Source organism: Microbacterium sp. LjRoot45, from assembly GCF_964253325.1.
Lineage (GTDB): Bacteria > Actinomycetota > Actinomycetes > Actinomycetales > Microbacteriaceae > Microbacterium.
This window is the reverse complement of sequence record NZ_CAXUQM020000001.1, coordinates 552,433-574,242: the sequence shown is the minus strand read 5'-3', so window position 1 is coordinate 574,242 and position 21,810 is coordinate 552,433. Positions and strand designations below refer to the sequence as shown.

Here is a 21,810-nt window from a genome sequence, read left to right as displayed (position 1 = left end):
CGCGAGAGGGATCCATGACTGACACAGACCGCCACATCTTCGAGCCCGACGGCCGCGCCGTCCCCTACGTCGACGAGGGGTCGGGCCCGGCGCTCGTCCTCGTTCCCGGCAAGGGCATCGACCCCGTGCACCTGGGGACGCTTGCGCACGTGATGCTGGAGGAGGACTTCCGCATCGTGCGCGTCGGCTCCCGCCACTCCGGCGCCGACGAGGGCACGACCCTCCTCGAAGCGGCACAGGACGTCGTCGATGTCATGGACCACCTCGGCATCGCCGACGCGTGGGTCGGCGGGCACGCCTTCGGCGGCACGGTCGCCCGGGCCGTCGCCCGCGCGCACCACGACCGGGTCAACGGCGTGCTCCTCCTCGCCGTCGAGAGCGACGTTCCGGCCGAGGCAGAGCTGGCCGACGGCATCCCCGTTCTCGTCCTGCAGGGCGCCGACGACGACATCACTCCGCCCGCGAACGGCGAGGCGCTCCGAGACGCGGCCCCAGGCCTCGTGAGCCTCGTGACCATCGACGGGGCCGGGCACCTCTTCGCCGCGACGCACGCGGGCGAGGCCGCCGCCGTCATCGAGGACTACCTCGACTGGGACTGACGTGACCTCCGCGCCTCGCCTGCGGGACGCCGAGCCGCGCGACGGCGAGGCCATCGCCGCGATCTACAACGACGCCGTCGCTCACACGACCGCCATCTGGAACGACGCGACGGTGGATGCCGCCGACCGCGTCGCCTGGATGACCGCTCGCCAGTCCGCCGGTCACCCCGTGATCGTCGCGGTCGACGCCGACGACGAGGCGATCGGCTACGCGACCTACGGCCCCTGGCGTCCGCACGACGGCTACCGCCACACCGTGGAGCATTCGGTGTACGTCCGCGACGACCAGCGGGGCCGGGGGCTCGGCCGCAGCCTCATGGAGGCGCTCATCGGCCGGGCGCGCTCGGCCCGCATCCATGTGCTCATCGCCGGGGTCGACGCGGGCAACACCGGCTCGATCGCGCTCCACGAGCGCCTCGGCTTCGTGCAGGTCGGCACCGCTTCACAGGTGGGGACGAAGTTCGGCCGGTGGCTCGATCTGACCTTCCTGCAGTTGACCCTGGATGCCGGCGAGCCGACTCCCCGCTGATCCTCAGCCGACGGTCCTAACCTGGCTGCGATCGTCAGGAGTCACCATGCGCAGACGTCTCGCCGCGGCATCCGCGGTCGCCCTCGCCCTCGTCCTCACCGCCTGTGCGACAGGAGCACCGATGCCCGATCAGTCCTCCTCCCGACCGCCGTTCCAGACGACGACACCGGGAGCGGTAGGCCCTTCGGGCACCCCCGCCGCCGTGCCCGCCGATCGGTGGACGGCCATCCAGGACGACCTGGCGGCACGGGGCGTGACCGGAGAGGCGACGGTCGTGTCGTCGGAGCAGGTGACCTTCTCCGACGGTTCGCTCGGGTGCGCCGAGCCCGGCCAGTCGTACACGCAGGCGATCATCGACGGGATGCGCGTGGTCGTGGCGGTCGACGGCACGAGCTACGACTATCGCTTCGGCGAGGGCACCGACCTCAAGCTCTGCACGCGCTGACCTCGCTCGGCCCGAGGCTCGCGCCTGCCGTGGCACCGTGGCCGCCTGCCGGCGGACACACCGAGGGGGCGGTGCGTCGCGCACCGCCCCCTCGGGCTGGGGAGCCCCTTACTTGACCTTCAGCAGCAGCGCCTCACCCGCACCCGACTGGTTGTCGAAGACGACCACCATCGAGCCGAGCGGCTTCTGCGCCTTGTAGGCGTCGGCGTCGACCTCGACCTCGACCGTCGCCTTGCCCCGCTTGGGGACGGTGGCGTACTGGCCGTTGCTGATCGCCGGTGCCGTCGGGTCGTACGTCGCCGTTCCGGAGAACGCGTCCGTCCCGCTGTTGGTCAGGCTGAACGACTGCACGGTGTAGTCGAACTCGCCCGAGACGTCCACGTCGCTGGCCCAGACCGGCAGCAGGATGGTGCTGCTGTCGGTGGGAGCCTGCGCGAGGAAGCCCGTGGCCGCGAGAGCGCCGGTGGCGATCTCCTGCACGAACACCTCGGCCACACCGTCGACGCTTCCGGCACGCACGGCGCCGGAGTCGTACGAGAAGACGATGTAGTCGGGCTCGCCGTCGCCGTCGACGTCGAGGACGACGTCGAACTCGTTGCTCGCGGCGTTCGACCAGCGCTTGTGCGTGTTCACGGCGAAGACCAGCAGGTGGTCGTCACCCTGGGCGAACGACTGCACGCCGGCGGCCCGCAGGTCGTACCCGGTGTCGACGATCGCCTTCGAGACGTCCTTCTTGTCGGAAAGACCCCACGTGTACACGTCGGCCCCGGCATCCAGCGCGCCGAGCGTGTTCCGCAGCGAGATCTTCTTCGTGGTGTCCTTCATCTTGTCTCGGTGGGAGAACAGGGTCGAGACGTTCGCGCTCACCTTGCTGTTCGAGCGCGGCACCAGCAGGTACGGCACGCGCAGCGTCGAGTCCTTCGAGGTCAGGACGACATCGCCCGAGATCTCGTAGAAGGCGAACTGATCGTCGCTCAGCACCGACGTCGGGACGTCCTTCGCGGCGCCCGCGACGGCCACGACGAGCTTGGCGGTGCCGCCGGCCCGAACGGTGACCTTCTTGGTGCTGAACTTCACCGAGGCCTTGGCCGACTGCTCCGACGGCGTCGAGGACACCGTGTAGGTGACCGACTTCTTGCCGTGGTTGGTCAGCGTGACCGTCTTGACGCCGCCGAACCCGAGCGCCGACTCCTGGAAACCGAAGCTCAGCGCGGACTCGCGCGCCCAGCCGCTCTCGGTGCGGAAGGCGTCGCCCGTCGCGGTGACCTGCGTCGCCACGGCCTGGGCCGTGTCGACGAGACCGAGGCCGCCGATCGTGAGGCTCTGACCGGCCACCTTGTCGGGGTCGGCCGTCGAGACGATGGCCGCCGAGATCTGCGGAGCCGTCCACTTCGGGTGCGACTGCACCGTCAGCGCCGCGACACCGGCCACGTGCGGGGCCGCCATCGAGGTGCCGGACAGGATCGCCGCACCGTTGCCCGTGCCGACAGCAGCCGACGAGATCGAGACGCCGGGAGCTGCCACGTCAGGGCTGATCGCGCTGTCGCCCGAGCGCGGACCCGCCGACGTGAACGACGCATAGCCGCGGAAGCCCGGGTTCGTGATCGTCGCGGCGGCGATGGACGCCGTGGCACCGGCCGTCAGGTCGGCGCCGTCGGAGGAGCGGACACCCAGGAACGGGATCGTGACGAGGAACTCGTCACCCGTGTCGGGGTTCGACGTGATCTGACCCTCGTAGGGCGGGAGGTCGTCGGAGGTGTTGACCATGACGACCGCAGCCGCACCCGCCTGCTGACCGAAGATCGGCTTCGCGGCGCGGGCACACGTGCCGCGCGAGACCACCGCGAGCTGGTTGCCGCCGCTGACGATCCCCGCCTTGGTGAAGGCTTCGACCGAGCATCCGAGCGCCTCGTTCTCCGAGGTCGCCGGGTCGTCGGTGACGCGCACGACCGTGAGGTCGCCGATGCCCTCGAGCGACGCGCCGTTGGCGTTGATCGCCTCGACGGTGTTGCCGCCGACCGTGATCTCCGCTCCCGGGAAGCTCTCCGTGCTGTCGACCGCCGAGACCGCGATCACGCCGTCACCGGTGCCCGGCGAGCCCGTCAGGTACGGGTTGTGGCCGGAGTTGCCTGCCGAGGCGACGACGACGACACCGGCACCCACAGCGTTCGCTGCGGCTACGGCATCCGGGTCGTCCCCACGCCCGTACGACGAACCGAGCGACATGTTGATGACGTCCATGCCGTTGGCGACGGCCCAGTCGATGGCCGGGACGACGACATCGGTCGAGCCGTCGCAGCCGAAGACGCGGACGGCGTAGAGGTCGGACTCCGGCGCGACACCCGGACCGACGCGGAACTCGTTCGACGAGGTCGTCGAGTCGTAGGCGCCGGTGTAGGTCGAGCCGTCAGCGAGCACGCCCGAGCCGCCGGCCGTACCGGCGACGTGCGAGCCGTGGCCCTCACAGTCGAGCGGGTTGTCGTCGGGGTGCGGGACCGGCTGGTAGGAGTCGCTGTTGGGGTCGGCGTTGTAGTCGTCGCCGACGAGGTCGATGCCGCCCTTGACGCGCGGCGCGTTCGGACCGTAGAGGGCGGGATCGGCCGGCTGGTCGGAGGTCGCCGCGGCGGCCTCGTACGACTCGACCGTGCCCGGACCGCCGAACGTCGCGTGGGTGTAGTCGATGCCGGTGTCGAGGATCGCGACCTTCACGTTCTCGCCCGTGTAGCCCGTGTTCTCCCACACCTGCGGCACACCGAGGAAGGGGACCGAGACCGAGTTGTCGAGCTCGTACGTTCGCACGGGGTGGATGGCGACGACGCCCGGCAGGTCGGCGACCGCGTCGAGCTGCGACGCGGGGACCGAGGCCTGGATGCCGTTGTACGCCGACTGCATCTGGGCCTGGATCTTGCCGCCCTTGCCGGTGATCGAACCGCGGATCGAGTCCTGCGCCTTCTTCAGCTTGCCCTTGACGGACGAGCGCTCCGAGGAGGTGAGATCCCTCCCCTTCTCGGCCTGCACGACAGCCACGGGATCGCCGGTCATCTCGATGATGACCGTGACGCGCCCGTCGGACCCGATGGCGGAGGCCGAGATGGAACTGTCGACGCTGCCGTGGGAATCGGACTGCGTGAAGCGCGACGACGGATCGTCGTCGGTTGCGGCGAAGGCCGCGGTCGAGGGCAACAAGAGCGCTATCGCGCCTACTGCTGCCAGAGTGCGTCGTTGCAAGGTGGAACCGCCTTTCGTGCAGGGGCGTGCATTTTGCATACCAAGACCCCGGCGTGGTTGAGCAGGGGCTGAAAGGAGGCTATGCATCCGCCGTACGCGGACGATACCCGTATGAGAGGACTCTCACACGAACTTTTACGCGATGCGCGTTCCCGGCGGCAGGGCACGCGCGGGAGTGCGGGTGCGGGCGTAGGCCCAGACCAGCAGCGCCACGGCGAGCAGCAGCTGCACGCCGAGACCGACGAACCAGCTCGGCACCGTCTGGTCGAGGATCTCCTGCGCCGTCGGGTACGGGTCCTCGTCCCAGGGTGCGCACTCGTCCCACACGATCTCCAGGTCCGGGGGGATCTGCGTCTGGCGCACACCGACCTTGAGGTAGCCGAACGCGTCCTCCGGGTTGCCGAAGCGGTCGAACTGCGTCGGGGTGGCGTCGGCGAGGATGACGAAGGGGTTCGCCGACAGCAGCCACCACACGCGATCGAACCTCATGGTTGGCTGCGTGTCGGTGGTCCACTCGTCGCAGACCATCTTCTCGGGCTCGTCCCAGCACGTCGTCGCGTCGTCGATGCACAACGGCCCGTCGTCGCCGTACACGGCACTGCGCTGCGAGACGGTCGCCTCCGAGGTCATACTCGATCCGATGAGCCCGAAGCCGATCACCGTGCCGATCGCGAGGGCGGCGACCACCAGATAGGTCGTCGCCACCGAGAACAGCGGACGAGCAAGGATGCCGCTGAGAGCGACCCCGATCGCGGCGATGACGCCGATCTCCACGATCAGCACGACCAGCGACACGGCCACCGTCGCCCCCTGCACGCCACCCGCCAGGGTCGCGATGAGGAGGAACGGCGCGGCGACCGCGGCGAAGGCGAGCCCCGTGATCCAGGCGGCGAGGAACTTACCGAGGAGGATTTCCGCCGTCGTGGCGAGGGTGACCTGCAGAGGCGCGAGGGTCGCGGCATCCCGGTCGCCGTTGATGCTGTTGCCGCTGAGGGTGGGCGAGACGAGGATCACGAGGAGGAGCGTGATGTAGACGACGGTCGAGTACACGCCCGGACCGGTCTGCTCCTGACCCCCGAACGACAGGAAGGCGAGCCCGGTGGCTCCGACGAGCAGGAGGGCGAACACCCCGAGGAGCACGTACCAGGACACCGTGCGCACGCGCTGGAGGAGTTCCAGTCGCGCGATGGTCCACAGCCGGACGACGTTCATCGCGCACCCCCTTCGAGGTCGAGGAAGGTGTGTTCGAGGAGCCCCGTCGCCGCGGAGAACTCCGCGACGGGAAGCCCGGCGCCGATGAGGGCGGCGAGGCCGGTCGCGGCGGCGGCGTCGGAATCGAAGCCCACCAGGACGTCGCGGCGGTCGACGGGAACGAGGGCGGCGTCGAGCCCGAGAGTCTGCGCGATCGGCAGCACGCTGGCCGTCGCGTCGCGGTCGGCGAGTCGGATGCGCCACGTTCGGACGCGGGTGGCCGCCTCGGCGACCCGCTCGGAGCTGACGGTGGCGCCCTGCACGAGGAACACCGCGTCGTCGACGACCTCCTCCAGCTCCGAGAGGATGTGGCTCGACAGGAGGATCGTGCGGCCGTCGGCGGCAAGGCGGCGCAGCAGCAGCCGGAGGTCGATGCGGGCCTGCGGGTCGAGACCCGACGCCGGCTCGTCCAGCAGCAGGACGCGAGGATCGTGGACGAGCGCCCGAGCGAGTCCGAGGCGCTGCTTCTGCCCGCGCGAGAGCACGCGCGCCGGTGCGTCGGCGAGATCGGTGAGACCGACCTCCTGCAGCAGCTGCGCCGCGCGCGCGTGAGCGACGTCGCGATCGAGGTCGTAGAGGCGGGCGGTCGTCACGATCGTCTCGCGGGCCGTGAGCGAGGCCCATGCGCCGAGCGCGTCCGGCATCCAGCCCAGCAGGGCGCGCGCGGCCGCGGGGTCGGCGACGGGGTCGACTCCGCCGATGCGCACTTCGCCCGCGTCGGGAGTGAGCAGCGACGCGAGCATGAGCAGGAGGGTGGTCTTGCCCGAGCCGTTGGGTCCGACCAGACCCGTGACAGCGCCCTCGCGGGCTTCGAGCGAGACGTCGCGGACGGCGTGGACGTCGCCGAAAGAACGGCGCACTCCGCGGGCGACGATGCCGGGTGTGGTCATGGCCTCACCCTATGCGCTCGCTGTGGACGTCGGCCAACCGTGCGTCAACGGAAGGCGGTCATCCCGAGGTCGGGATGATCGACGAAGACACCGTCGACCCCCAGCTCGGCGATCCGCCGCCACTCCGCGGCGAAGTCGCCGTGCGCGGCGGGGTCGTCACCCGAGCGGAACTCCGGCTCGAGGAACGCGTTCTCGGGGCGGCACGTCCAGGTGAATACGCGGAGACCTCGGGCGTGCGCCTCGCCGACGAGGGTCGGCACGGCCGCGCCCGGCGGCCCGACCAGCAGGAGCTTGTCGACGCTGATTCCGTCGACCTCGGCGGCGAGCGCGTCCAGCGCGGACGGCTCGAGCATCGACCGGTACGTCGGCGCGGCCGGGCCGTCGGCCAGCACGAGGTCGTAGGGCTTCCCGTCAGCTTCCAGGAGGAAGACGAACTCGGCCCGGATGCCACGGGCTTTCAGCTGCGCGAGCACCGTCGGCTCGAACGACTCGACGATGAGCGGATGGATGCCGGCGGCCCACCCGGCATCCGTCAGTTCGGTGTGCAGGAGCGAGGCGACGTCGAAGCCCATCGAGGCGAACAGCGCCGCGTGCTTCACCTCGAGCACGACGGCGATGTCGCGATCGTGGCGCGAGGAGGCCTCCTCGACGAGGTCGAACAGGTCACGCAGGCGGAGGATCGGTTCGGTGCCGTCGTGGGCGGCGCTGTCAGGGCGCAGCAGCGGCAGCCGTTCCCGGCAGCGCAGGGTCGCCAACTCCTCCCACGTGAAGTCCTCCGTGAACCACCCGGTGAGAGGCACGCCGTCGACGGGCTTCGTCGTGCGGCGGGCGGCGAACTCGGCGCGATCGGCGACGTCGGTGGTCGAGCCGATCTCGTTCTCGTGCCGCACGACCGCGACCCGGTCCTTCGTGAAGACGACGTCCGGTTCGACGGCGTCGACACCAGCGGCGAAGGCGAGCTCGTAGGACGAACGCGTGTGTTCCGGACGATAGCCGGGGGCGCCGCGGTGTCCGATCACGAGGGGTCGACGAGTCGGCGAGGGACGCGGCATCCCCCCAGGCTATCGGCGGCGTGTTCGCTCAGGGCGAGGGGCTTCATGGCGCTCTCACAGCACCGCCCCGAGACGCCGGAAACACGGTCCGATACGCTGGAATCCACAGCAAAGCGCTGTGCACCTATTTGGAGTGAGAGAGACCATGGCCTCCGGCAACTTCGCATTCAACAACCCGGCCTTCCAGGAGCAGCGCCCCGGCCTGACTCCGCCGTCCGCACAGCAGCAGACCGGCGCCCAGACCGCGTACGCGTCGGCGACCCACCAGGCGGCCGACGCGGCCGTCAACGCCCAGCTCGAGGGCGCCTTCGCCGCACCGCCGGCCGGCTCGGTGCAGACCGGTCGCATGACCGTCGAAGACACCGTCGCCAAGACCCTCGGCCTGTTCGCCATCCTGCTCGTCACCGCCGTGGTCGGCTGGGTGTGGACCCTCGGCGGCGCGTTCAGCCCCACGCAGGTGGTCAGCGAGTCGCAGGTGACGATCCTCCCCTGGATCATCGGCATGCTCGGTGGCTTCGTGCTCGCCATGGTCGTGTCGTTCACGTCGCGGAAGAAGATCCGCCCCGCGCTGATCTTCGCGTACGCCGCGTTCGAGGGCCTCTTCGTCGGCGGCATCTCCGCCTACTTCGAGCTCCTCTGGCCCGGCATCGTCATCCAGGCCGCGATCGCCACGTTCGCCGTCGTCGGCGTCGTCCTCGCCCTCTTCGCGAGCGGCAAGGTGCGCGCCTCGGCCCGCGCCAACAAGATCTTCCTCGTCGCGCTGCTCGGCTACGCCGCTTTCGGCCTCATCAACCTCGTCCTCATGTGGACCGGCGTCACGCAGGGCATGTTCGGCCTGTACAGCGCCGAGCTGAGCATCATGGGCATCGACATCCCGATCGGTCTCATCATCGGCGTGTTCGTCGTCCTCCTCGCGTCGTACTCGCTCGTGCAGGACTTCGACCTCATCCAGCAGGGCGTCCGCAACGGCGCTCCGCGCGAGTTCGGCTGGCTCGGCGGCTTCGGCATCATGGTCACCGTCGTCTGGCTGTACATCGAGATCCTCCGCATCATCGCGATCGTCCGCGGCAGCAACTGACGCGGGTCGCATAGGCGAAGGGCCGTCCGGCATCCGGGCGGCCCTTCGTCGTATCCGCTCGTCCGTCGACACGCCGCCGCGACGGTCCGCGTGTCAAGGCGGTGGCAACACGGCATCGGCCGGGGCTAGCGTGTGGCCGTGGCAGCACGCACAGAGACCCACGTCGAGGCCGCCGGGCACGAGGTGCGCATCTCGAGCCCCGACAAGCTCGTCTTCCCGCAGGCGGGGATCACCAAGCTCGATCTCGTCGAGTACTACCTCGCCGTCGCCGACGGGGCGCTGTGCGGCGCCGGCGGCCGGCCCATGGTGCTCAAACGGTTCGTGAAGGGCATCTCGGCGGAGCCGTTCTTCCAGAAGCGCGTGCCCGACGGCAGGCCCGACTTCATCGACACCGCGACGCTCCACTATGCGTCGGGCACGTCGGCGGAAGAGACGGTGATCCGGGATGCCGCGGGCCTCGCGTGGGTGATCGGACTCGGATGCCTCGACCTCAACCCGCATCCGGTTCGCGCGGAAGACCTCGATCATCCGGACGAACTGCGGATCGACCTCGACCCCATGCCGGGCGTGGACTGGGGCCAGATCGTCGACACGGCGTTCGTCGCGCGAGACGTCCTCACCGACCACGGACTCGTCGGGTGGCCCAAGACGAGCGGCTCACGCGGTCTGCACATCCTCGTGCGTCTCACACCCGGCTGGACCTACCCCGACGTGAGGCTCGCGGCGGAGAGTCTCGCCCGCGAGGTCGCGGAGCGCGCGCCAGGCCTCGCGACGGCGCGCTGGTGGAAGGAGGAGCGCGGCGAGAGCGTCTTCGTCGACTTCAACCAGAACGCGAAGGATCGCACCGTCGCCTCCGCCTACTCGGTGCGCGCGCTCCCCGATGCGCGCGTCTCGACGCCGCTCGACTGGGACGAGGTGCGCGTCCGCCGCCCGGAGGAGTTCACGGTCACGTCGGTCCCGGCGCGCTACGCCGAACGCGGTGATCCCCACGCCGGCATAGACGATGCCGCCGGCCCGCTGGACGGACTCCTGCAACTCGCCGAACGGCTCGGACCCGCGGAGAAGCCGCCCCGCGGACGCAGCGCCACGGGGCGCCGGGAGTCGGTCATGCCCCTCGTGGAGATCGCGCGCACCCGGACGAAGCCCGAGGCGGAGGCCGCGCTCGCACAGTGGCGTGACCGGCATCCGTCCGTCGCCGACGCGCTGCACCCGGCCGACGTGCTCCTCGACGGCATGCGCGGGTCGAGCTCGCTCTGGTACCGCGTGCGCATCAACCTCCAGCACGTGCCGGAGGCCGACCGGCCGCCGCAGGAGGAGCTGCTCGCGGACTACGACCCGTGGGCGTCGAGGCGCTGACGCGCCGTCACTCCCACTCGATGGTCCCCGGAGGCTTGCTCGTGACGTCGAGCACGACCCGGTTGACCTCACGCACCTCGTTGGTGATGCGGTTGCTGATCTTCGACAGCACGTCGTACGGCAACCGCGTCCAGTCGGCGGTCATGGCATCCTCGCTGGAGACCGGACGCAGCACGATGGGGTGACCGTAGGTGCGACCGTCGCCCTGCACCCCCACCGAGCGGACGTCGGCGAGCAGCACCACGGGGCACTGCCAGATCTCGCCGTCGAGGCCGGCCTTCGTCAGCTCCTCGCGGGCGATGGCATCGGCGTCACGCAGGATCTCGAGGCGGTCAGCGGTGACCTCACCCACGATCCGGATGCCGAGGCCGGGGCCAGGAAACGGCTGACGCGCGACGATGACCTCGGGCAGCCCCAGCTCGCGACCGATCGCCCGCACCTCGTCTTTGAAGAGGGTGCGCAGCGGCTCCACCAGTTCGAACTGGAGGTCTTCCGGCAGACCGCCGACGTTGTGGTGGCTCTTGATATTGGCCGTGCCCGCACCGCCACCGGACTCGACGACGTCGGGGTACAGCGTGCCCTGCACGAGGAAGCGGATCGGGTCTCCCTCGGCGGCCGCCTCCGCGATCAGGTCGGACTGCACCTTCTCGAACGCGCGGATGAACTCGCGCCCGATGATCTTGCGCTTCTCCTCCGGGTCGCTGACACCGGCGAGCGCCTGCAGGAACGTCTCGCGCGCATCGACCGTGATGAGGCGCACCCCGGTGGATGCCACGTAGTCGTTCTCGACCTGCTCCCGCTCGCCCTTGCGCAGCAGTCCGTGATCGATGAACACGGCGATGAGCTGGTCGCCGACCGCCTCGTGGACGAGCGCGGTCGAGACGGCGGAGTCGACACCGCCGGACAGCGCGGACAGCACGCGGCCGGAGCCCACCTGCGCACGGATCTTCTCCACCTGCTCGGCGATGACGTTTCCGCTGGTCCAGTCGGCGGGGAGCCCTGCCGCCTTGTGCAGGAAGTTGACGATGACGTCCTGGCCGTAGTCGGAGTGCTTGACCTCCGGATGCCACTGCACGCCGTAGAAGCACCGCTCCGCGTTGCCGAACGCGGCGACGGGGGTGGCGGCCGTCGAGGCGAGCACCTCGAAGCCCTCGGGGGCGGCCGAGACCTGGTCGCCGTGGCTCATCCAGACGTTCTGCTGCGACGGCTGCCCTCCCAGGAGCACTCCGCCGTCGTTCGCCACGACGGCATCCGTCGCGCCGTATTCGCGCAAGCCGGTGTTCGCGACCTCGCCGCCGAGCTGCTGCGCCATCACCTGGAAGCCGTAGCAGATGCCGAGCGTCGGGATGCCGAGCTCCAGGATGCCGGGGTCGAGCGACGGGGCGCCCGGCTCGTACACCGACGACGGACCTCCGGACAGGATGATCCCGACGGGGTTCTTCGCGGCGACGTCATCGGCGGTGGCCGTGTGCGGCACGATCTCGCTGTAGACCCCGGCTTCGCGCACGCGACGGGCGATGAGCTGGGCGTACTGCGCGCCGAAGTCGACGACGAGGACGGGCCGCTGGGCGGTCTCGGTCTGAGTGGTCACCGCATGTTCTCCGTGGGGATCTGGGTGGATGGGGCGTCGGGGGTGGGCGGGGCGTCGGGTGAGGCCTCCGCCGCCTCGCGCTGCGCGAGGTAGCCGCGCACCTCGCGGGCGACGCGGGCCTCCATGAAGAAGGACAGCAGCGGCACGATGCCGCCGAGCGCCAGCAGGATGAACCGCGGGAAGCCCCAGCGCATGAGGCTCCAGATGCGGAAGCACGCGAAGAGGTACACGACGTAGAACCAGCCGTGAGCGATGAGGATGAGCAGCGAGATGTTGAGGCCGTCGCCGGCCGACGTGATCTCGCACGTCGTGGAGCCCGGAACGAACAGCGACCACCACTGGCAGTCGTAGCCCACGATGACGGGGGCGAACCACAGGAAGCCACCGCTGCCGCCGGCGAAGAGTTCGACGTGGAGCGGCGAATACTTCAGCACCATCTCGGTGACGAGCAGCAGCAGACCGACACCCGTGATGATCGAGGCGATCTGGTAGAACTTCAGCGCCCCGCGGATCGCCGGAAACGAGGCGAGTTTGGGCTGCGGCATGCCACCCAGTCTAGTCGGCGGGGGGAGCGGCCCCGGCGCGCTCGAGGGCCGCCTCCTCGAGCGCCTCGACTTCCTTCTCCCACGCGTCGCGGGCGAGCCGGTACCACATGTAGAAGGCGAAGCCGGCGAACACCGCCCACTCCACCGCGTAGAAGACATTGAGCCAGTTGACGCTCGACAGCTCGGTCGGCGCGGGCGAGTCGATCGCGACGAGCGGGCCGCGCGCCTCGGGGAGTCCCGTGCTGTCGAGGTCGGCCACGAGGTACGGCCGATAGACCGACAGCCCCTCGGTGTCGTGCCACCAGCCCAGCAGGGCGGCGGGCGACATCGTGGTCATCTCCGTCAGCGGCGCCCCGGGCGCCGGAGCCCGCGGCCCCTCGTCGGAGACCAGCCGCCCCACGAGTGTCGCCTCGCGGCCGTCCTGAGAAGAGAGGGAGTCGATGAGAGCGGATGCCGCGGCATCCGCGTCGGCCCGGTCCGCCGTCCACCCGATCGCGACGGCGAGAGCCGTCGGCCCCGCCACCCCGGAGGCGGCGTCGGACACGCGGAACTGACCGGTGACCCAGTAGCCCTGGTCGCCACCGTTGAACCGCGACGAGACGACGAGGAAGTCTTCCGCGACCCAGGCGCCGTCGAGCTCGACCCGCTGCCCCACGAGGGGCTCCGGGAGATACTCCCCCGGCGCGACGATGTCGGCCAGCGGACGCACCGTCTCGGTGGCTCCCGGCGGAGGCGGGTCGGTGTCGATGGCACGTCCGAGCTGCCACTGCCCGAGCCAGGCGAAGACGGCGGCCACCGCGAGCGCGAACAGGAGCATGCCGATCCACCAGGGCCGCAGCATGACTTCCCGCAGCGTGGGCGGGAAGACGTCGAGCGTCGTGGTGTCGGTGCTCATCAGTGCGACGCGTACGGCGCGACGACCACCTCGACGCGCTGGAACTCCTTGAGGTCGGAGTAGCCCGTCGTGGCCATCGACTTGCGGAGCGCGCCGATGAGGTTCGCCGTGCCGTCGGCGACCGGCGCCGGGCCGTACAGGATCTCTTCGAGGGGAGCGACCTGACCGACCTCGACCCGACGGCCGCGCGGCAGCTTCGGGTGATGCGCCTCCGGACCCCAGTGGAACCCGCGGCCGGGTGCGTCGATCGCGCGAGCCAGTGCGACACCGAGCATGACGGCATCCGCGCCCATCGCGAGGGCCTTCACGATGTCGCCCGACGTGCCCACACCGCCGTCGGCGATGACGTGGACGTAGCGCCCGCCCGACTCGTCGAGGTAGTCGCGCCGTGCCCCGGCCACGTCGGCCACAGCGGTCGCCATCGGCGCGTGGACCCCGAGGGTCGCGCGGGTCGTGGAGGCGGCGCCGCCGCCGAAGCCGACGAGCACGCCGGCAGCGCCCGTGCGCATGAGGTGTAGGGCGGCCGTGTAGGTGGATGCGCCGCCGACGATGACGGGGACGTCGAGGTCGTAGATGAACTTCTTGAGGTTCAGCGGAGCGGCGTCGCTGGACACGTGCTCGGCCGAGACGGTCGTGCCGCGGATGACGAAGAGATCGACCCCGGCCGCCACGACGGTCTCGTACAGCTCCTGCGTGCGCTGCGGCGTGAGCGCACCGGCCACCGTGACGCCCGCGTCGCGGATCTCGGCCAGCCGCGCGCGGATGAGCTCGGGCTTGATCGGCGCCGCGTACAGCTCCTGCATGCGGCGGGTCGCGACGTCGGCCGGGAGCGAGGCGATCTCGGCCAGCAGCGGCTCGGGCTCGTCGTACCGCGTCCACAGCCCCTCGAGGTCGAGTACACCGAGTCCGCCCAGGCGGCCGAGCATGATCGCGGTCTGCGGGCTCATCACCGAGTCCATCGGGGCGCCGAGCACCGGGATCTCGAACCCGAACGCGTCGATCGACCACGCCGTCGAGACGTCCTCCGGATTGCGCGTGCGGCGCGAGGGCACTACGGCGATGTCGTCGAACGCATACGCGCGGCGGGCGCGCTTGGCGCGGCCGAGCTCGATCTCCATGCTCACACCCCCAGCCTACCCGCGCGGCCCGCCGGCGCCGCCGACGGCATCCGTCTCGTTCACCGGCCTTCGTGTGGGGATGAGCACCTGCGGATGCCGCGGCGTTCGCACAGCGGAGGAGTTCTTCACAACGGAGGGCGCTCCCGGCATCCGCGCCCTCCGCTGTGCAGATCGCCTCCGAACGGCAGCGACCATGGCCCACCCGAGACGGACCGCCACCTCCTCCCCCGCGCGGAAGCGCATCGCAGTTTCCCCCGATCGTGCGCACGCGAACCACCGACGCCCCCGCACGCCCCACGCTGAAGCGATGAGCAACGCGACGCGCGACGCCCTCCTTCGCTGGATCGACGTCCGTGGCGGCGTCGTCCGCACGACTGCGGCACAGGATGCCGGTCACTCGCGCCATCGCATCGCGGATGCCGAGCGCGCGGGCGACCTCGTCCGCGTGCGACGCGGGTGGGTGGCGCTGCCCTCTGCCGACTCGTTCCTGATCGCGGCGGCGCGCGCCGGCGTCGTCCTCACGTGCGTCACTCAAGCGGCACGGCGCGGTCTCTGGGTGCACGGGCACGGGGACGCCACGCGACCTCACGTGGCCGCGCCGTCGCACGCCGGACGCGTCTGCGCGCGCGACGCGACGGTCCACTGGAGCGCTCCCGTGGTGCCACGCCACCCCGATCGTCTCGAGGACGGCATCGAGAACACGCTCGTCGCGGTCGCACGCTGCCAGCCATGGGAGGAGGCGTTGGCGGTGTGGGAGTCGGCGCTCCGCCAGGGGCAGACGACTCGCGAGGAGATGGCACGCCTCCCGCTCCCCTCGCAGGCGCAGCGGCTGTGTCGCGAGGCTCGACTCTTCGCCGACTCGGGACTCGAGACGATCGTCCCCGCACGTCTGCGGTGGCTGAAGCTGCCACTCCTCCCCCAGGCGTGGCTCCTCGGCCGCCCCGTCGACCTCTTGATCGGTGACCGGCTCGTCCTTCAGATCGACGGCGGCCACCACGTCGGAGCCCAGCGCAGCAGCGACATCGAGCACGATGCCCGCCTGCTGCTGCACGGGTACCACGTGATCCGCGTCACGTATGCGCAGGTGATGGACGACTGGCTGACGGTGCAGCAGCTGATCGCCGGCGCCGTCGCCCAGGGTCTCCACCTCGCGCGCTGACCGCCCGGCTCCGACTACGGCGCCGACATCACCACGCTGCGAGAGACCCCACGCGTCCTGCACAGCGGAGGAGATCCGCACAGCGGAGGACCGACGCGCGGACCCTGGGCCTCCGCAACGCAGATCTCCTCCGTTACGCGGCCCAGTGGAGTCGCGCCGCCCGGTCGGGAAAGCGAGTCCCGGTCGGGCACACCCGATCCGGCGGACTACTTCTTGTAGTTGGGGGCCTCAACGACGATCTGCACGTCGTGCGGGTGCGACTCCTTGAGCCCGGCAGCCGTGATGCGGACGAACTTGCCGCGAGACTTCAGCTCGTCGATCGTGCGCGCGCCGACGTAGAACATCGACTGACGGAGACCGCCGACGAGCTGGTAGGCGACGGCGGATACGGGGCCGCGGTAGGCGACCTGACCCTCGATGCCCTCGGGGATCAGCTTGTCGTCGTTGGGCACATCGGCCTGGAAGTAGCGGTCCTTCGAGTACGACGTCTTCTTGCCGCGCGTCTGCAGCGCCCCGAGCGACCCCATGCCGCGGTACAGCTTGTACTGCTTGCCGCCCTGGAAGACGACCTCGCCCGGCGACTCGTCGGTGCCGGCGAGCAGCGACCCGAGCATGACGGTGTCGGCACCGGCGACCAGCGCCTTCGCGATGTCGCCCGAGTACTGCAGGCCGCCGTCGGCGATGACCGGGATGCCGGCGTCACGCGTGGCCTGGAAGGCCTCCCAGATCGCGGTGACCTGGGGGACGCCCACTCCGGCGACGACGCGCGTCGTGCAGATCGAGCCCGGACCGACACCGACCTTCACGGCATCCGCTCCCGCGTCGACGAGCGCCTGCGCACCCTCGCGCGTGGCGACGTTGCCGCCGATGACGTCGATGTGGTCGAACGAGCTGTCGGCCTTGATGCGGCGGATCATGTCGATGACACCGGCCGACTGGCCGTTGGCGGTGTCGACGACGAGCACGTCCACCCCGGCGTCGCGCAGTGCCTCGGCCCGCTGCCAGGCGTCGCCGAAGAAGCCGATGGCGGCGCCGACGCGCAGCCGTCCCTGCTCGTCCTTCGTGGCGAGGGGGTACTTCTCGCTCTTGTCGAAGTCCTTGATGGTGATGAGACCCGCGAGCTTGCCCTCGTCGTCGATGAGGGGAAGCTTCTCGACGCGGTGCTGGGCGAACAGGGCGATGACCTCGTTCGCGCCGATGCCGACGCGGCCGGTGACCAGACCGTCGCTCGTCATGACGTCACGGACCTTCGTGGTCTGACGCTCGAAGCCCGACACGAACCGCATGTCACGGTTGGTGATGATGCCCACGAGCCGCCCCTCGGCATCCACAACCGGCAATCCCGAGATCCGATACTGCGCGCAGAGGCTGTCGACCTCTTCGATCGTCGCGTCGGGTGTGGTCGTGATGGGATCGGTGATCATGCCGGACTCGGAACGCTTGACGCGATCGACCATCGACGCCTGCTCTTCGATGGAGGCGTTGCGGTGCAGGATGCCGATACCGCCCTCGCGTGCGATGGCGATCGCCATCCGCGATTCGGTGACCGTGTCCATCGCCGCCGACAGGAGCGGCGTCGCGACGGTGATGCGCCGCGTGACCCGTGACGAGGTGTCCGCCTCGGACGGGATGACATCGGTGTGCCCCGGCAGTAGCAGGACATCGTCATACGTCAATCCGACGAAACCGAACGGGTCGTTGTGCTCCATGCGCTCTCCTGCAGTATTCGGGCTCTCTGAGTCTAAGTCGTGCGGATACGGTTTCATTCCGGTCGCGGATCGACCGGTAGGCGAAACACGGCCGACACATTACGCTCGTACCGTCGTTCATCGATGCTGATGCGACCGCATCACCCGATCCGGTGCGCTGGACTGGAGGAACCTTTGAGTCCCACGACCAACACCGCACTCCGACCCATGAGGTGGGGTGCGCTCGTTCTTGGCGTCGTGCTGGCGGCCGTTCTGCTGATTCTCAGCAGTCCGGGTGCGGCACACGCAGCGGCGCCCGATACCCCGGGTGCCGATCAAGAAGAGACAGACTTCTACTTCGGCGGCGTCATCACATTCGACGACGAACCCGTGCCCGACGTCACCATGTCGATCTCCGGCAACGGGTTCGAGGCGGCCACGATCACGGATGCCGAGGGCCGCTGGCGACTCTACGTCCCCGCGAAGGAGACGTACACGCTCGTCGTCGACGAGAACACGCTCCCGGAGGGCGTCATCGTCGACCCGGCGCTGTTGACCGAGGGCCTGCAGCCGGTGTCGGGGACGACGGGGTCGTTCGAGGTCGAGTTCGGCCTGACGAAGACGAAGATCGTGAACCTGTTCCTGGGTGAAGGTCAGCGGGTGACGCAGTCGTTCGTGGACCAGCTGCTCATCCGCGTCGTGAACGGCCTCAACTTCGGCCTGCTGCTCGCGCTGGCGGCCATGGGAGCCGCCCTCATCTACGGCACGACGGGCCTGTCGAACTTCGCCCACGGTGAGATGGTCACGTGGGGCGCCCTCGTGACGATGATCGCCACCACGACCTTCGCCCTCCCGCTGTGGCTCGCCATCGTCGCGGCCCTCGCGGCGGGAGCGTTGCTCGGGCTCATCCTCGACGCGGGACTCTGGCGGCGACTGCGACACCGCGGCCTGGGCGTCGTGCAGCTCATGATCGTCAGCATCGGTCTGTCGCTCGCGCTGCGCTACACGTTCCAGTTCGTCGTCGGAGGCTCGACGTCGCAGCTCCCCGGCGCGAGCCCGACGCCCATCCAGATCGGCCCCATCCAGGTCTCGTACATCGACCTCGTCAGCATGGGCGTGAGCGTCGCGGCGATCCTCGGTGTCGCCTTCTTCCTCCTGCGCACCCGCATCGGCAAGGCCACGCGGGCCATCTCGGACAACCCGCAGCTCGCGGCATCCTCCGGCATCGACGTGGACCGCGTCGTCCGGATCGTGTGGGTGTTGGCGGCGACGCTCGCCGCCGTGTCGGGCGTGCTCTGGGCCTACTTCCGACCGGGCGTCCGCTGGGACATGGGCACGCAGATGCTGCTCCTGATCTTCGCGGCGATCACCCTCGGCGGCCTGGGCACCGCCTTCGGCGCCCTCCTGGGCGCGCTCATCGTCGGTGTGGTGGTCGAGACGTCGACGCTCTGGATCCCGTCCGACCTCAAGTACGCCGGCGCGCTCGTCGTGCTGATCCTCATCCTGCTCGTGAGACCACAGGGCCTACTCGGTCGTAAAGAAAGGCTGGGGTGATCGCCATGGATTGGGGTGCCATCCTCAACAACACGCTCAGCTACCTGCTGAGCCCCGTCACGATCGCCTACGCCCTCGCGGCCACGGGCCTCGCCGTGCACTTCGGCTACGCCGGACTGCTGAACTTCGGTATGGCCGGCTTCATGGCCCTCGGCGCCTACGGCTACGCGATCTCCATCCTCACCTTCCAGCTGCCGTGGTACCTCGCGATGCTCGTGGGTCTCGCGCTGGCCGTCGTTTTCGCCGTCATCCTCGGTGTGCCGACGCTGCGCCTGCGCGCCGACTACCTCGCCATCGTGACCATCGCGGCCGCCGAGATCGTGCGCCTGCTCTTCACGACCCAGGTGTTCGACGAGTGGACCAACTCGGCCGACGGCCTCGGCAATTACAACGGCAGCTTCCAGTCGTCCAACCCGTTCCCGGCGCTCCCGACGGGCGAACGATACGGCTTCGGTCCCTGGCAGTTCACGCCGCAGCAGCTGTGGATCGTGGTGTTCGGTCTCATCGTGCTGGCGCTGTCGATCTTCGTCGTGTGGTCGCTCATGCGCAGCCCGTGGGGCCGTGTGCTCAAGGGCATCCGTGAAGACGAGGATGCCGTGCGCTCGCTCGGCAAGAACGTCTTCGCCTACAAGATGCAGGCGCTCATCGTCGGTGGTGTCATCGGTGCCCTCGGCGGCATCGTCTACGTGCTGCCGTCGGCGGTGATCCCGTCGAGCTACACGACGGCGCTCACGTTCTTCCTGTGGACGATCCTGCTGCTCGGCGGCGCATCCACCATCTTCGGTCCGTCGCTCGGTGCCGTGATCTTCTGGATGGTGCTCGCACTCCTGGGCAACCTGCTGCCGCAGATGGCGCAGGCGGGCTGGCTCCCGATGACGCCGATCCAGGCGGGCACGCTCCGCTACATCCTCGTGGGCGTCGCGCTCATGCTCCTCGTGATCTTCAGGCCGCAGGGAATCCTCGGCGACAAGAGGGAGATGACCTTTGTCAAGTAATGAGACTCCCGGCGCCCCCGAACCGGCGCCCGTCACGGGCAGCGTCCCGCGGCCGAAGACGACAGGACTCGCGAAGGGCGACGCCGTCCCCGGCGTCGCGAAGGTCGATCCGATCATGGTGGTCGACGGCGTGACGCGGCAGTTCGGCGGCCTGAAAGCCGTCGACGTCGAGCACCTGGAGATCCCGCGCAACGCGATCACCGCGCTCATCGGCCCCAACGGCGCCGGCAAGACGACGCTGTTCAACCTGCTCTGCGGGTTCGACAAGCCCAACTCCGGAACATGGTCGTACGACGGGAAGAGCCTCTCCGGCATCCCCGCCTTCAAGGTGGCCCGCATGGGCCAGGTGCGCACTTTCCAGCTCACGAAGGCGCTGTCGCTGCTCACGGTGCTCGAGAACATGAAGCTGGGCGCCCCCCAGCAGCGCGGGGAGAAGTTCTGGCAGTCGTTCCTCCCCGCCACCTGGCGGGGTCAGGAGACCGACAACGAGGAGAAGGCGCGCGGTCTGCTCAAGCGCTTCAAGCTCGACGCCAAGGAGCAGGACTTCGCGGCATCCCTGTCCGGCGGTCAGCGCAAGCTCCTCGAGATGGCGCGGGCGCTCATGAGCGACCCCCAGCTGGTCATGCTCGACGAGCCGATGGCCGGGGTCAACCCGGCGCTGACGGAGTCGCTGCTCGATCACATCCTCGATCTGAAGGAACTCGGCGTCACGGTGCTGTTCGTCGAGCACGACATGCACATGGTTCGCCACATCGCCGACTGGGTCGTCGTGATGGCCGAGGGCAAGGTCGTGGCCGAGGGTCCGCCGGACACCGTCATGCAGGACCAGGCGGTGATCGACGCCTATCTCGGCAGCCACCAGGACGTCGATCTGGGCGTCGTGACCGGTCGCGTCTCGGGCACTCTCGACGATTCGGCGCGGGAACTGCTCGACGAGATCAACGAAGAGGAAGCCGCCTCGATCGCCGACGCGGAGGAGGACAAGAAGTGACCGATTCTTCCAGCCAGCCGGAAGGCGCGGGCGCCGCGACCGTCGACGAGCGAGAGGTCGTCGTGCAGGTCACCGATCTGCTCGCGGGCTACCTGCCCGGCATCAACATCATCAACAGCGCCAACCTGGTCGCTCACAAGGGCGAGCTCATCGGCATCATCGGCCCCAACGGCGCCGGGAAGTCGACCCTGCTGAAGTCGATCTTCGGTCTTGTCAAGGTGCGCGGCGGTGACATCACCGTCAACGGCGAGTCGATCGTGGGGCTCAAGGCGGACAAGCTCGTGCAGCGCGGGGTGGCCTTCGTGCCGCAGACGAACAACGTGTTCCCCTCGCTCTCGATCGAAGAGAACCTGCAGATGGGGCTCTACCAGAACCCCCGCATCTATGCGCAGCGACTGGAGTTCGTCACGGGGATCTTCGCGGAGCTCGGCAAGCGTCTCAAGCAGCGTGCCGGTTCGCTCTCCGGCGGTGAGCGTCAGATGGTGGCGATGAGCCGCGCCCTCATGATGGACCCGTCGGTGCTGCTGCTCGACGAGCCCTCCGCCGGCCTCTCCCCCGTTCGCCAGGACGACGCGTTCTTGCGCGTATCGGACATCAACAAGGCCGGCGTGACGACGATCATGGTCGAGCAGAACGCCCGCCGCTGCCTGCAGATCTGCGACCGCGGCTACGTTCTCGACCAGGGCCGCGACGCGTACCACGGCACCGGTCGCGAGCTGCTGAACGACCCCCAGGTCATCGGCCTCTACCTCGGGACGCTCGGCTCCGGCGACTGACCGCCCCACAACGACGACAGAGGGTCGGATGCCACGTGGCATCCGACCCTCTTCTCGTGCGCGTAGGCGG

At 69.6% G+C, this 21,810-nt stretch carries 19 protein-coding genes; 10 read left to right on the top strand and 9 right to left on the bottom strand.

Annotated elements, in window-relative coordinates:
* Positions 1 to 14: 14 nt before the first annotated feature.
* Genes ACSQ18_RS02540 through ACSQ18_RS02530 form a run of 3 tightly spaced genes read left to right on the top strand, consistent with a single transcriptional unit; the run spans position 15 to position 1,573 of the window.
* Positions 15 to 599: an alpha/beta fold hydrolase gene (locus tag ACSQ18_RS02540; protein WP_436035496.1), complete on the top strand. Its 585-nt coding sequence runs from the start codon at positions 15 to 17 to the stop codon at positions 597 to 599.
* Between the two features lies 1 nt (position 600).
* Positions 601 to 1,128, top strand: a complete 528-nt coding sequence (locus tag ACSQ18_RS02535) for an N-acetyltransferase family protein (protein ID WP_436035495.1) — start codon at positions 601 to 603, stop codon at positions 1,126 to 1,128.
* Between the two features lie 46 nt (positions 1,129 to 1,174).
* On the top strand, positions 1,175 to 1,573 hold the full coding sequence (locus ACSQ18_RS02530) for a hypothetical protein (RefSeq protein WP_436035494.1): 399 nt from the start codon (positions 1,175 to 1,177) through the stop codon (positions 1,571 to 1,573).
* A 108-nt stretch (positions 1,574 to 1,681) separates the two neighbouring features.
* On the opposite strand, the gene ACSQ18_RS02525 is transcribed toward ACSQ18_RS02530, so the two are convergent.
* From ACSQ18_RS02525 to ACSQ18_RS02510, 4 genes are all read right to left on the bottom strand, one after another.
* The gene (locus ACSQ18_RS02525; RefSeq protein ID WP_436035493.1) at positions 1,682 to 4,756 is read right to left on the bottom strand and encodes a S8 family serine peptidase; all 3,075 of its coding nucleotides are present in this window, start codon (positions 4,754 to 4,756) and stop codon (positions 1,682 to 1,684) included.
* Positions 4,757 to 4,936: 180 nt separating this feature from the next.
* Positions 4,937 to 6,013, bottom strand: a complete 1,077-nt coding sequence (locus ACSQ18_RS02520) for an ABC transporter permease (protein WP_436035491.1) — start codon at positions 6,011 to 6,013, stop codon at positions 4,937 to 4,939.
* Complete coding sequence (locus ACSQ18_RS02515; protein WP_436035490.1) at positions 6,010 to 6,942, bottom strand: ABC transporter ATP-binding protein; 933 nt, start codon at positions 6,940 to 6,942, stop codon at positions 6,010 to 6,012. Before ACSQ18_RS02515 ends, ACSQ18_RS02520 begins: the two co-directional genes overlap by 4 nt.
* A gap of 44 nt (positions 6,943 to 6,986) precedes the next feature.
* Complete coding sequence (locus ACSQ18_RS02510; protein WP_436035488.1) at positions 6,987 to 7,994, bottom strand: glycerophosphodiester phosphodiesterase family protein; 1,008 nt, start codon at positions 7,992 to 7,994, stop codon at positions 6,987 to 6,989.
* Positions 7,995 to 8,139: 145 nt separating this feature from the next.
* Between ACSQ18_RS02510 and ACSQ18_RS02505 the strand changes: the two genes are divergently transcribed.
* Both ACSQ18_RS02505 and ACSQ18_RS02500 read left to right on the top strand, forming a co-directional pair.
* Positions 8,140 to 9,072 (top strand): Bax inhibitor-1/YccA family protein, encoded by a 933-nt coding sequence (locus ACSQ18_RS02505; protein ID WP_144807154.1) that lies wholly within the window; start codon positions 8,140 to 8,142, stop codon positions 9,070 to 9,072.
* Positions 9,073 to 9,210: 138 nt separating this feature from the next.
* A complete protein-coding gene (locus ACSQ18_RS02500; protein WP_436035486.1) occupies positions 9,211 to 10,428 on the top strand; it encodes a DNA polymerase domain-containing protein in 1,218 nt (405 codons plus the stop codon).
* A gap of 7 nt (positions 10,429 to 10,435) precedes the next feature.
* Here ACSQ18_RS02500 and guaA read toward each other — a convergent pair whose 3' ends face one another.
* The 4 genes from guaA to ACSQ18_RS02480 are packed head-to-tail and all read right to left on the bottom strand — an operon-like array spanning position 10,436 to position 14,577.
* On the bottom strand, positions 10,436 to 12,019 hold the full coding sequence (gene guaA, locus ACSQ18_RS02495) for a glutamine-hydrolyzing GMP synthase (RefSeq protein WP_436035484.1): 1,584 nt from the start codon (positions 12,017 to 12,019) through the stop codon (positions 10,436 to 10,438).
* On the bottom strand, positions 12,016 to 12,564 hold the full coding sequence (locus ACSQ18_RS02490; protein ID WP_436035482.1) for a DUF3817 domain-containing protein: 549 nt from the start codon (positions 12,562 to 12,564) through the stop codon (positions 12,016 to 12,018). Before ACSQ18_RS02490 ends, guaA begins: the two co-directional genes overlap by 4 nt.
* A 10-nt stretch (positions 12,565 to 12,574) precedes the next feature.
* Positions 12,575 to 13,459, bottom strand: a complete 885-nt coding sequence (locus ACSQ18_RS02485; RefSeq protein ID WP_436035480.1) for an SURF1 family cytochrome oxidase biogenesis protein — start codon at positions 13,457 to 13,459, stop codon at positions 12,575 to 12,577.
* Positions 13,459 to 14,577, bottom strand: a complete 1,119-nt coding sequence (locus ACSQ18_RS02480) for a GuaB3 family IMP dehydrogenase-related protein (RefSeq protein WP_301040764.1) — start codon at positions 14,575 to 14,577, stop codon at positions 13,459 to 13,461. Before ACSQ18_RS02480 ends, ACSQ18_RS02485 begins: the two co-directional genes overlap by 1 nt.
* 307 nt (positions 14,578 to 14,884) lie before the next feature.
* Between ACSQ18_RS02480 and ACSQ18_RS02475 the strand changes: the two genes are divergently transcribed.
* Positions 14,885 to 15,736 carry a DUF559 domain-containing protein gene (locus ACSQ18_RS02475; RefSeq protein WP_436035478.1) on the top strand — a complete coding sequence of 284 codons (852 nt, stop codon included), beginning with the start codon at positions 14,885 to 14,887 and terminating at the stop codon, positions 15,734 to 15,736.
* A gap of 206 nt (positions 15,737 to 15,942) precedes the next feature.
* Here the strand turns inward: ACSQ18_RS02475 and guaB are convergent, their stop codons facing one another.
* Entirely contained in the window at positions 15,943 to 17,445 is a 1,503-nt protein-coding gene (gene guaB, locus ACSQ18_RS02470) for an IMP dehydrogenase (protein WP_144807150.1), read from the bottom strand.
* Between the two features lie 207 nt (positions 17,446 to 17,652).
* Here guaB and ACSQ18_RS02465 point away from each other — a divergent pair, with 207 nt between their 5' ends.
* From ACSQ18_RS02465 to ACSQ18_RS02450, 4 genes are all read left to right on the top strand, one after another.
* Positions 17,653 to 18,978 carry an ABC transporter permease subunit gene (locus ACSQ18_RS02465; RefSeq protein WP_436035476.1) on the top strand — a complete coding sequence of 442 codons (1,326 nt, stop codon included), beginning with the start codon at positions 17,653 to 17,655 and terminating at the stop codon, positions 18,976 to 18,978.
* Positions 18,979 to 18,983: 5 nt separating this feature from the next.
* The gene (locus ACSQ18_RS02460) at positions 18,984 to 19,973 is read left to right on the top strand and encodes a branched-chain amino acid ABC transporter permease (RefSeq protein ID WP_144809085.1); all 990 of its coding nucleotides are present in this window, start codon (positions 18,984 to 18,986) and stop codon (positions 19,971 to 19,973) included.
* A complete protein-coding gene (locus ACSQ18_RS02455; RefSeq protein WP_436035474.1) occupies positions 19,963 to 20,964 on the top strand; it encodes an ABC transporter ATP-binding protein in 1,002 nt (333 codons plus the stop codon). Before ACSQ18_RS02460 ends, ACSQ18_RS02455 begins: the two co-directional genes overlap by 11 nt.
* A gap of 62 nt (positions 20,965 to 21,026) precedes the next feature.
* Positions 21,027 to 21,740: an ABC transporter ATP-binding protein gene (locus ACSQ18_RS02450; protein ID WP_436038376.1), complete on the top strand. Its 714-nt coding sequence runs from the start codon at positions 21,027 to 21,029 to the stop codon at positions 21,738 to 21,740.
* The last annotated feature ends 70 nt before the right edge of the window (positions 21,741 to 21,810 follow it).

Bases quoted from the DNA above. Each gene is read 5' to 3' on its own strand.
- ACSQ18_RS02540 (WP_436035496.1), top strand. From the start codon at position 15: ATGACTGACACAGACCGCCACATCTTCGAGCCCGACGGCCGCGCCGTC.
- ACSQ18_RS02530 (WP_436035494.1), top strand. From the start codon at position 1,175: ATGCGCAGACGTCTCGCCGCGGCATCCGCGGTCGCCCTCGCCCTCGTC.
- ACSQ18_RS02520 (WP_436035491.1), bottom strand. From the start codon at position 6,013: ATGAACGTCGTCCGGCTGTGGACCATCGCGCGACTGGAACTCCTCCAG.
- ACSQ18_RS02515 (WP_436035490.1), bottom strand. From the start codon at position 6,942: ATGACCACACCCGGCATCGTCGCCCGCGGAGTGCGCCGTTCTTTCGGC.
- ACSQ18_RS02510 (WP_436035488.1), bottom strand. From the start codon at position 7,994: ATGCCGCGTCCCTCGCCGACTCGTCGACCCCTCGTGATCGGACACCGC.
- ACSQ18_RS02505 (WP_144807154.1), top strand. From the start codon at position 8,140: ATGGCCTCCGGCAACTTCGCATTCAACAACCCGGCCTTCCAGGAGCAG.
- ACSQ18_RS02490 (WP_436035482.1), bottom strand. From the start codon at position 12,564: ATGCCGCAGCCCAAACTCGCCTCGTTTCCGGCGATCCGCGGGGCGCTG.
- ACSQ18_RS02485 (WP_436035480.1), bottom strand. From the start codon at position 13,459: ATGAGCACCGACACCACGACGCTCGACGTCTTCCCGCCCACGCTGCGG.
- ACSQ18_RS02480 (WP_301040764.1), bottom strand. From the start codon at position 14,577: ATGGAGATCGAGCTCGGCCGCGCCAAGCGCGCCCGCCGCGCGTATGCG.
- ACSQ18_RS02475 (WP_436035478.1), top strand. From the start codon at position 14,885: ATGAGCAACGCGACGCGCGACGCCCTCCTTCGCTGGATCGACGTCCGT.
- guaB (WP_144807150.1), bottom strand. From the start codon at position 17,445: ATGGAGCACAACGACCCGTTCGGTTTCGTCGGATTGACGTATGACGAT.
- ACSQ18_RS02465 (WP_436035476.1), top strand. From the start codon at position 17,653: ATGAGGTGGGGTGCGCTCGTTCTTGGCGTCGTGCTGGCGGCCGTTCTG.
- ACSQ18_RS02460 (WP_144809085.1), top strand. From the start codon at position 18,984: ATGGATTGGGGTGCCATCCTCAACAACACGCTCAGCTACCTGCTGAGC.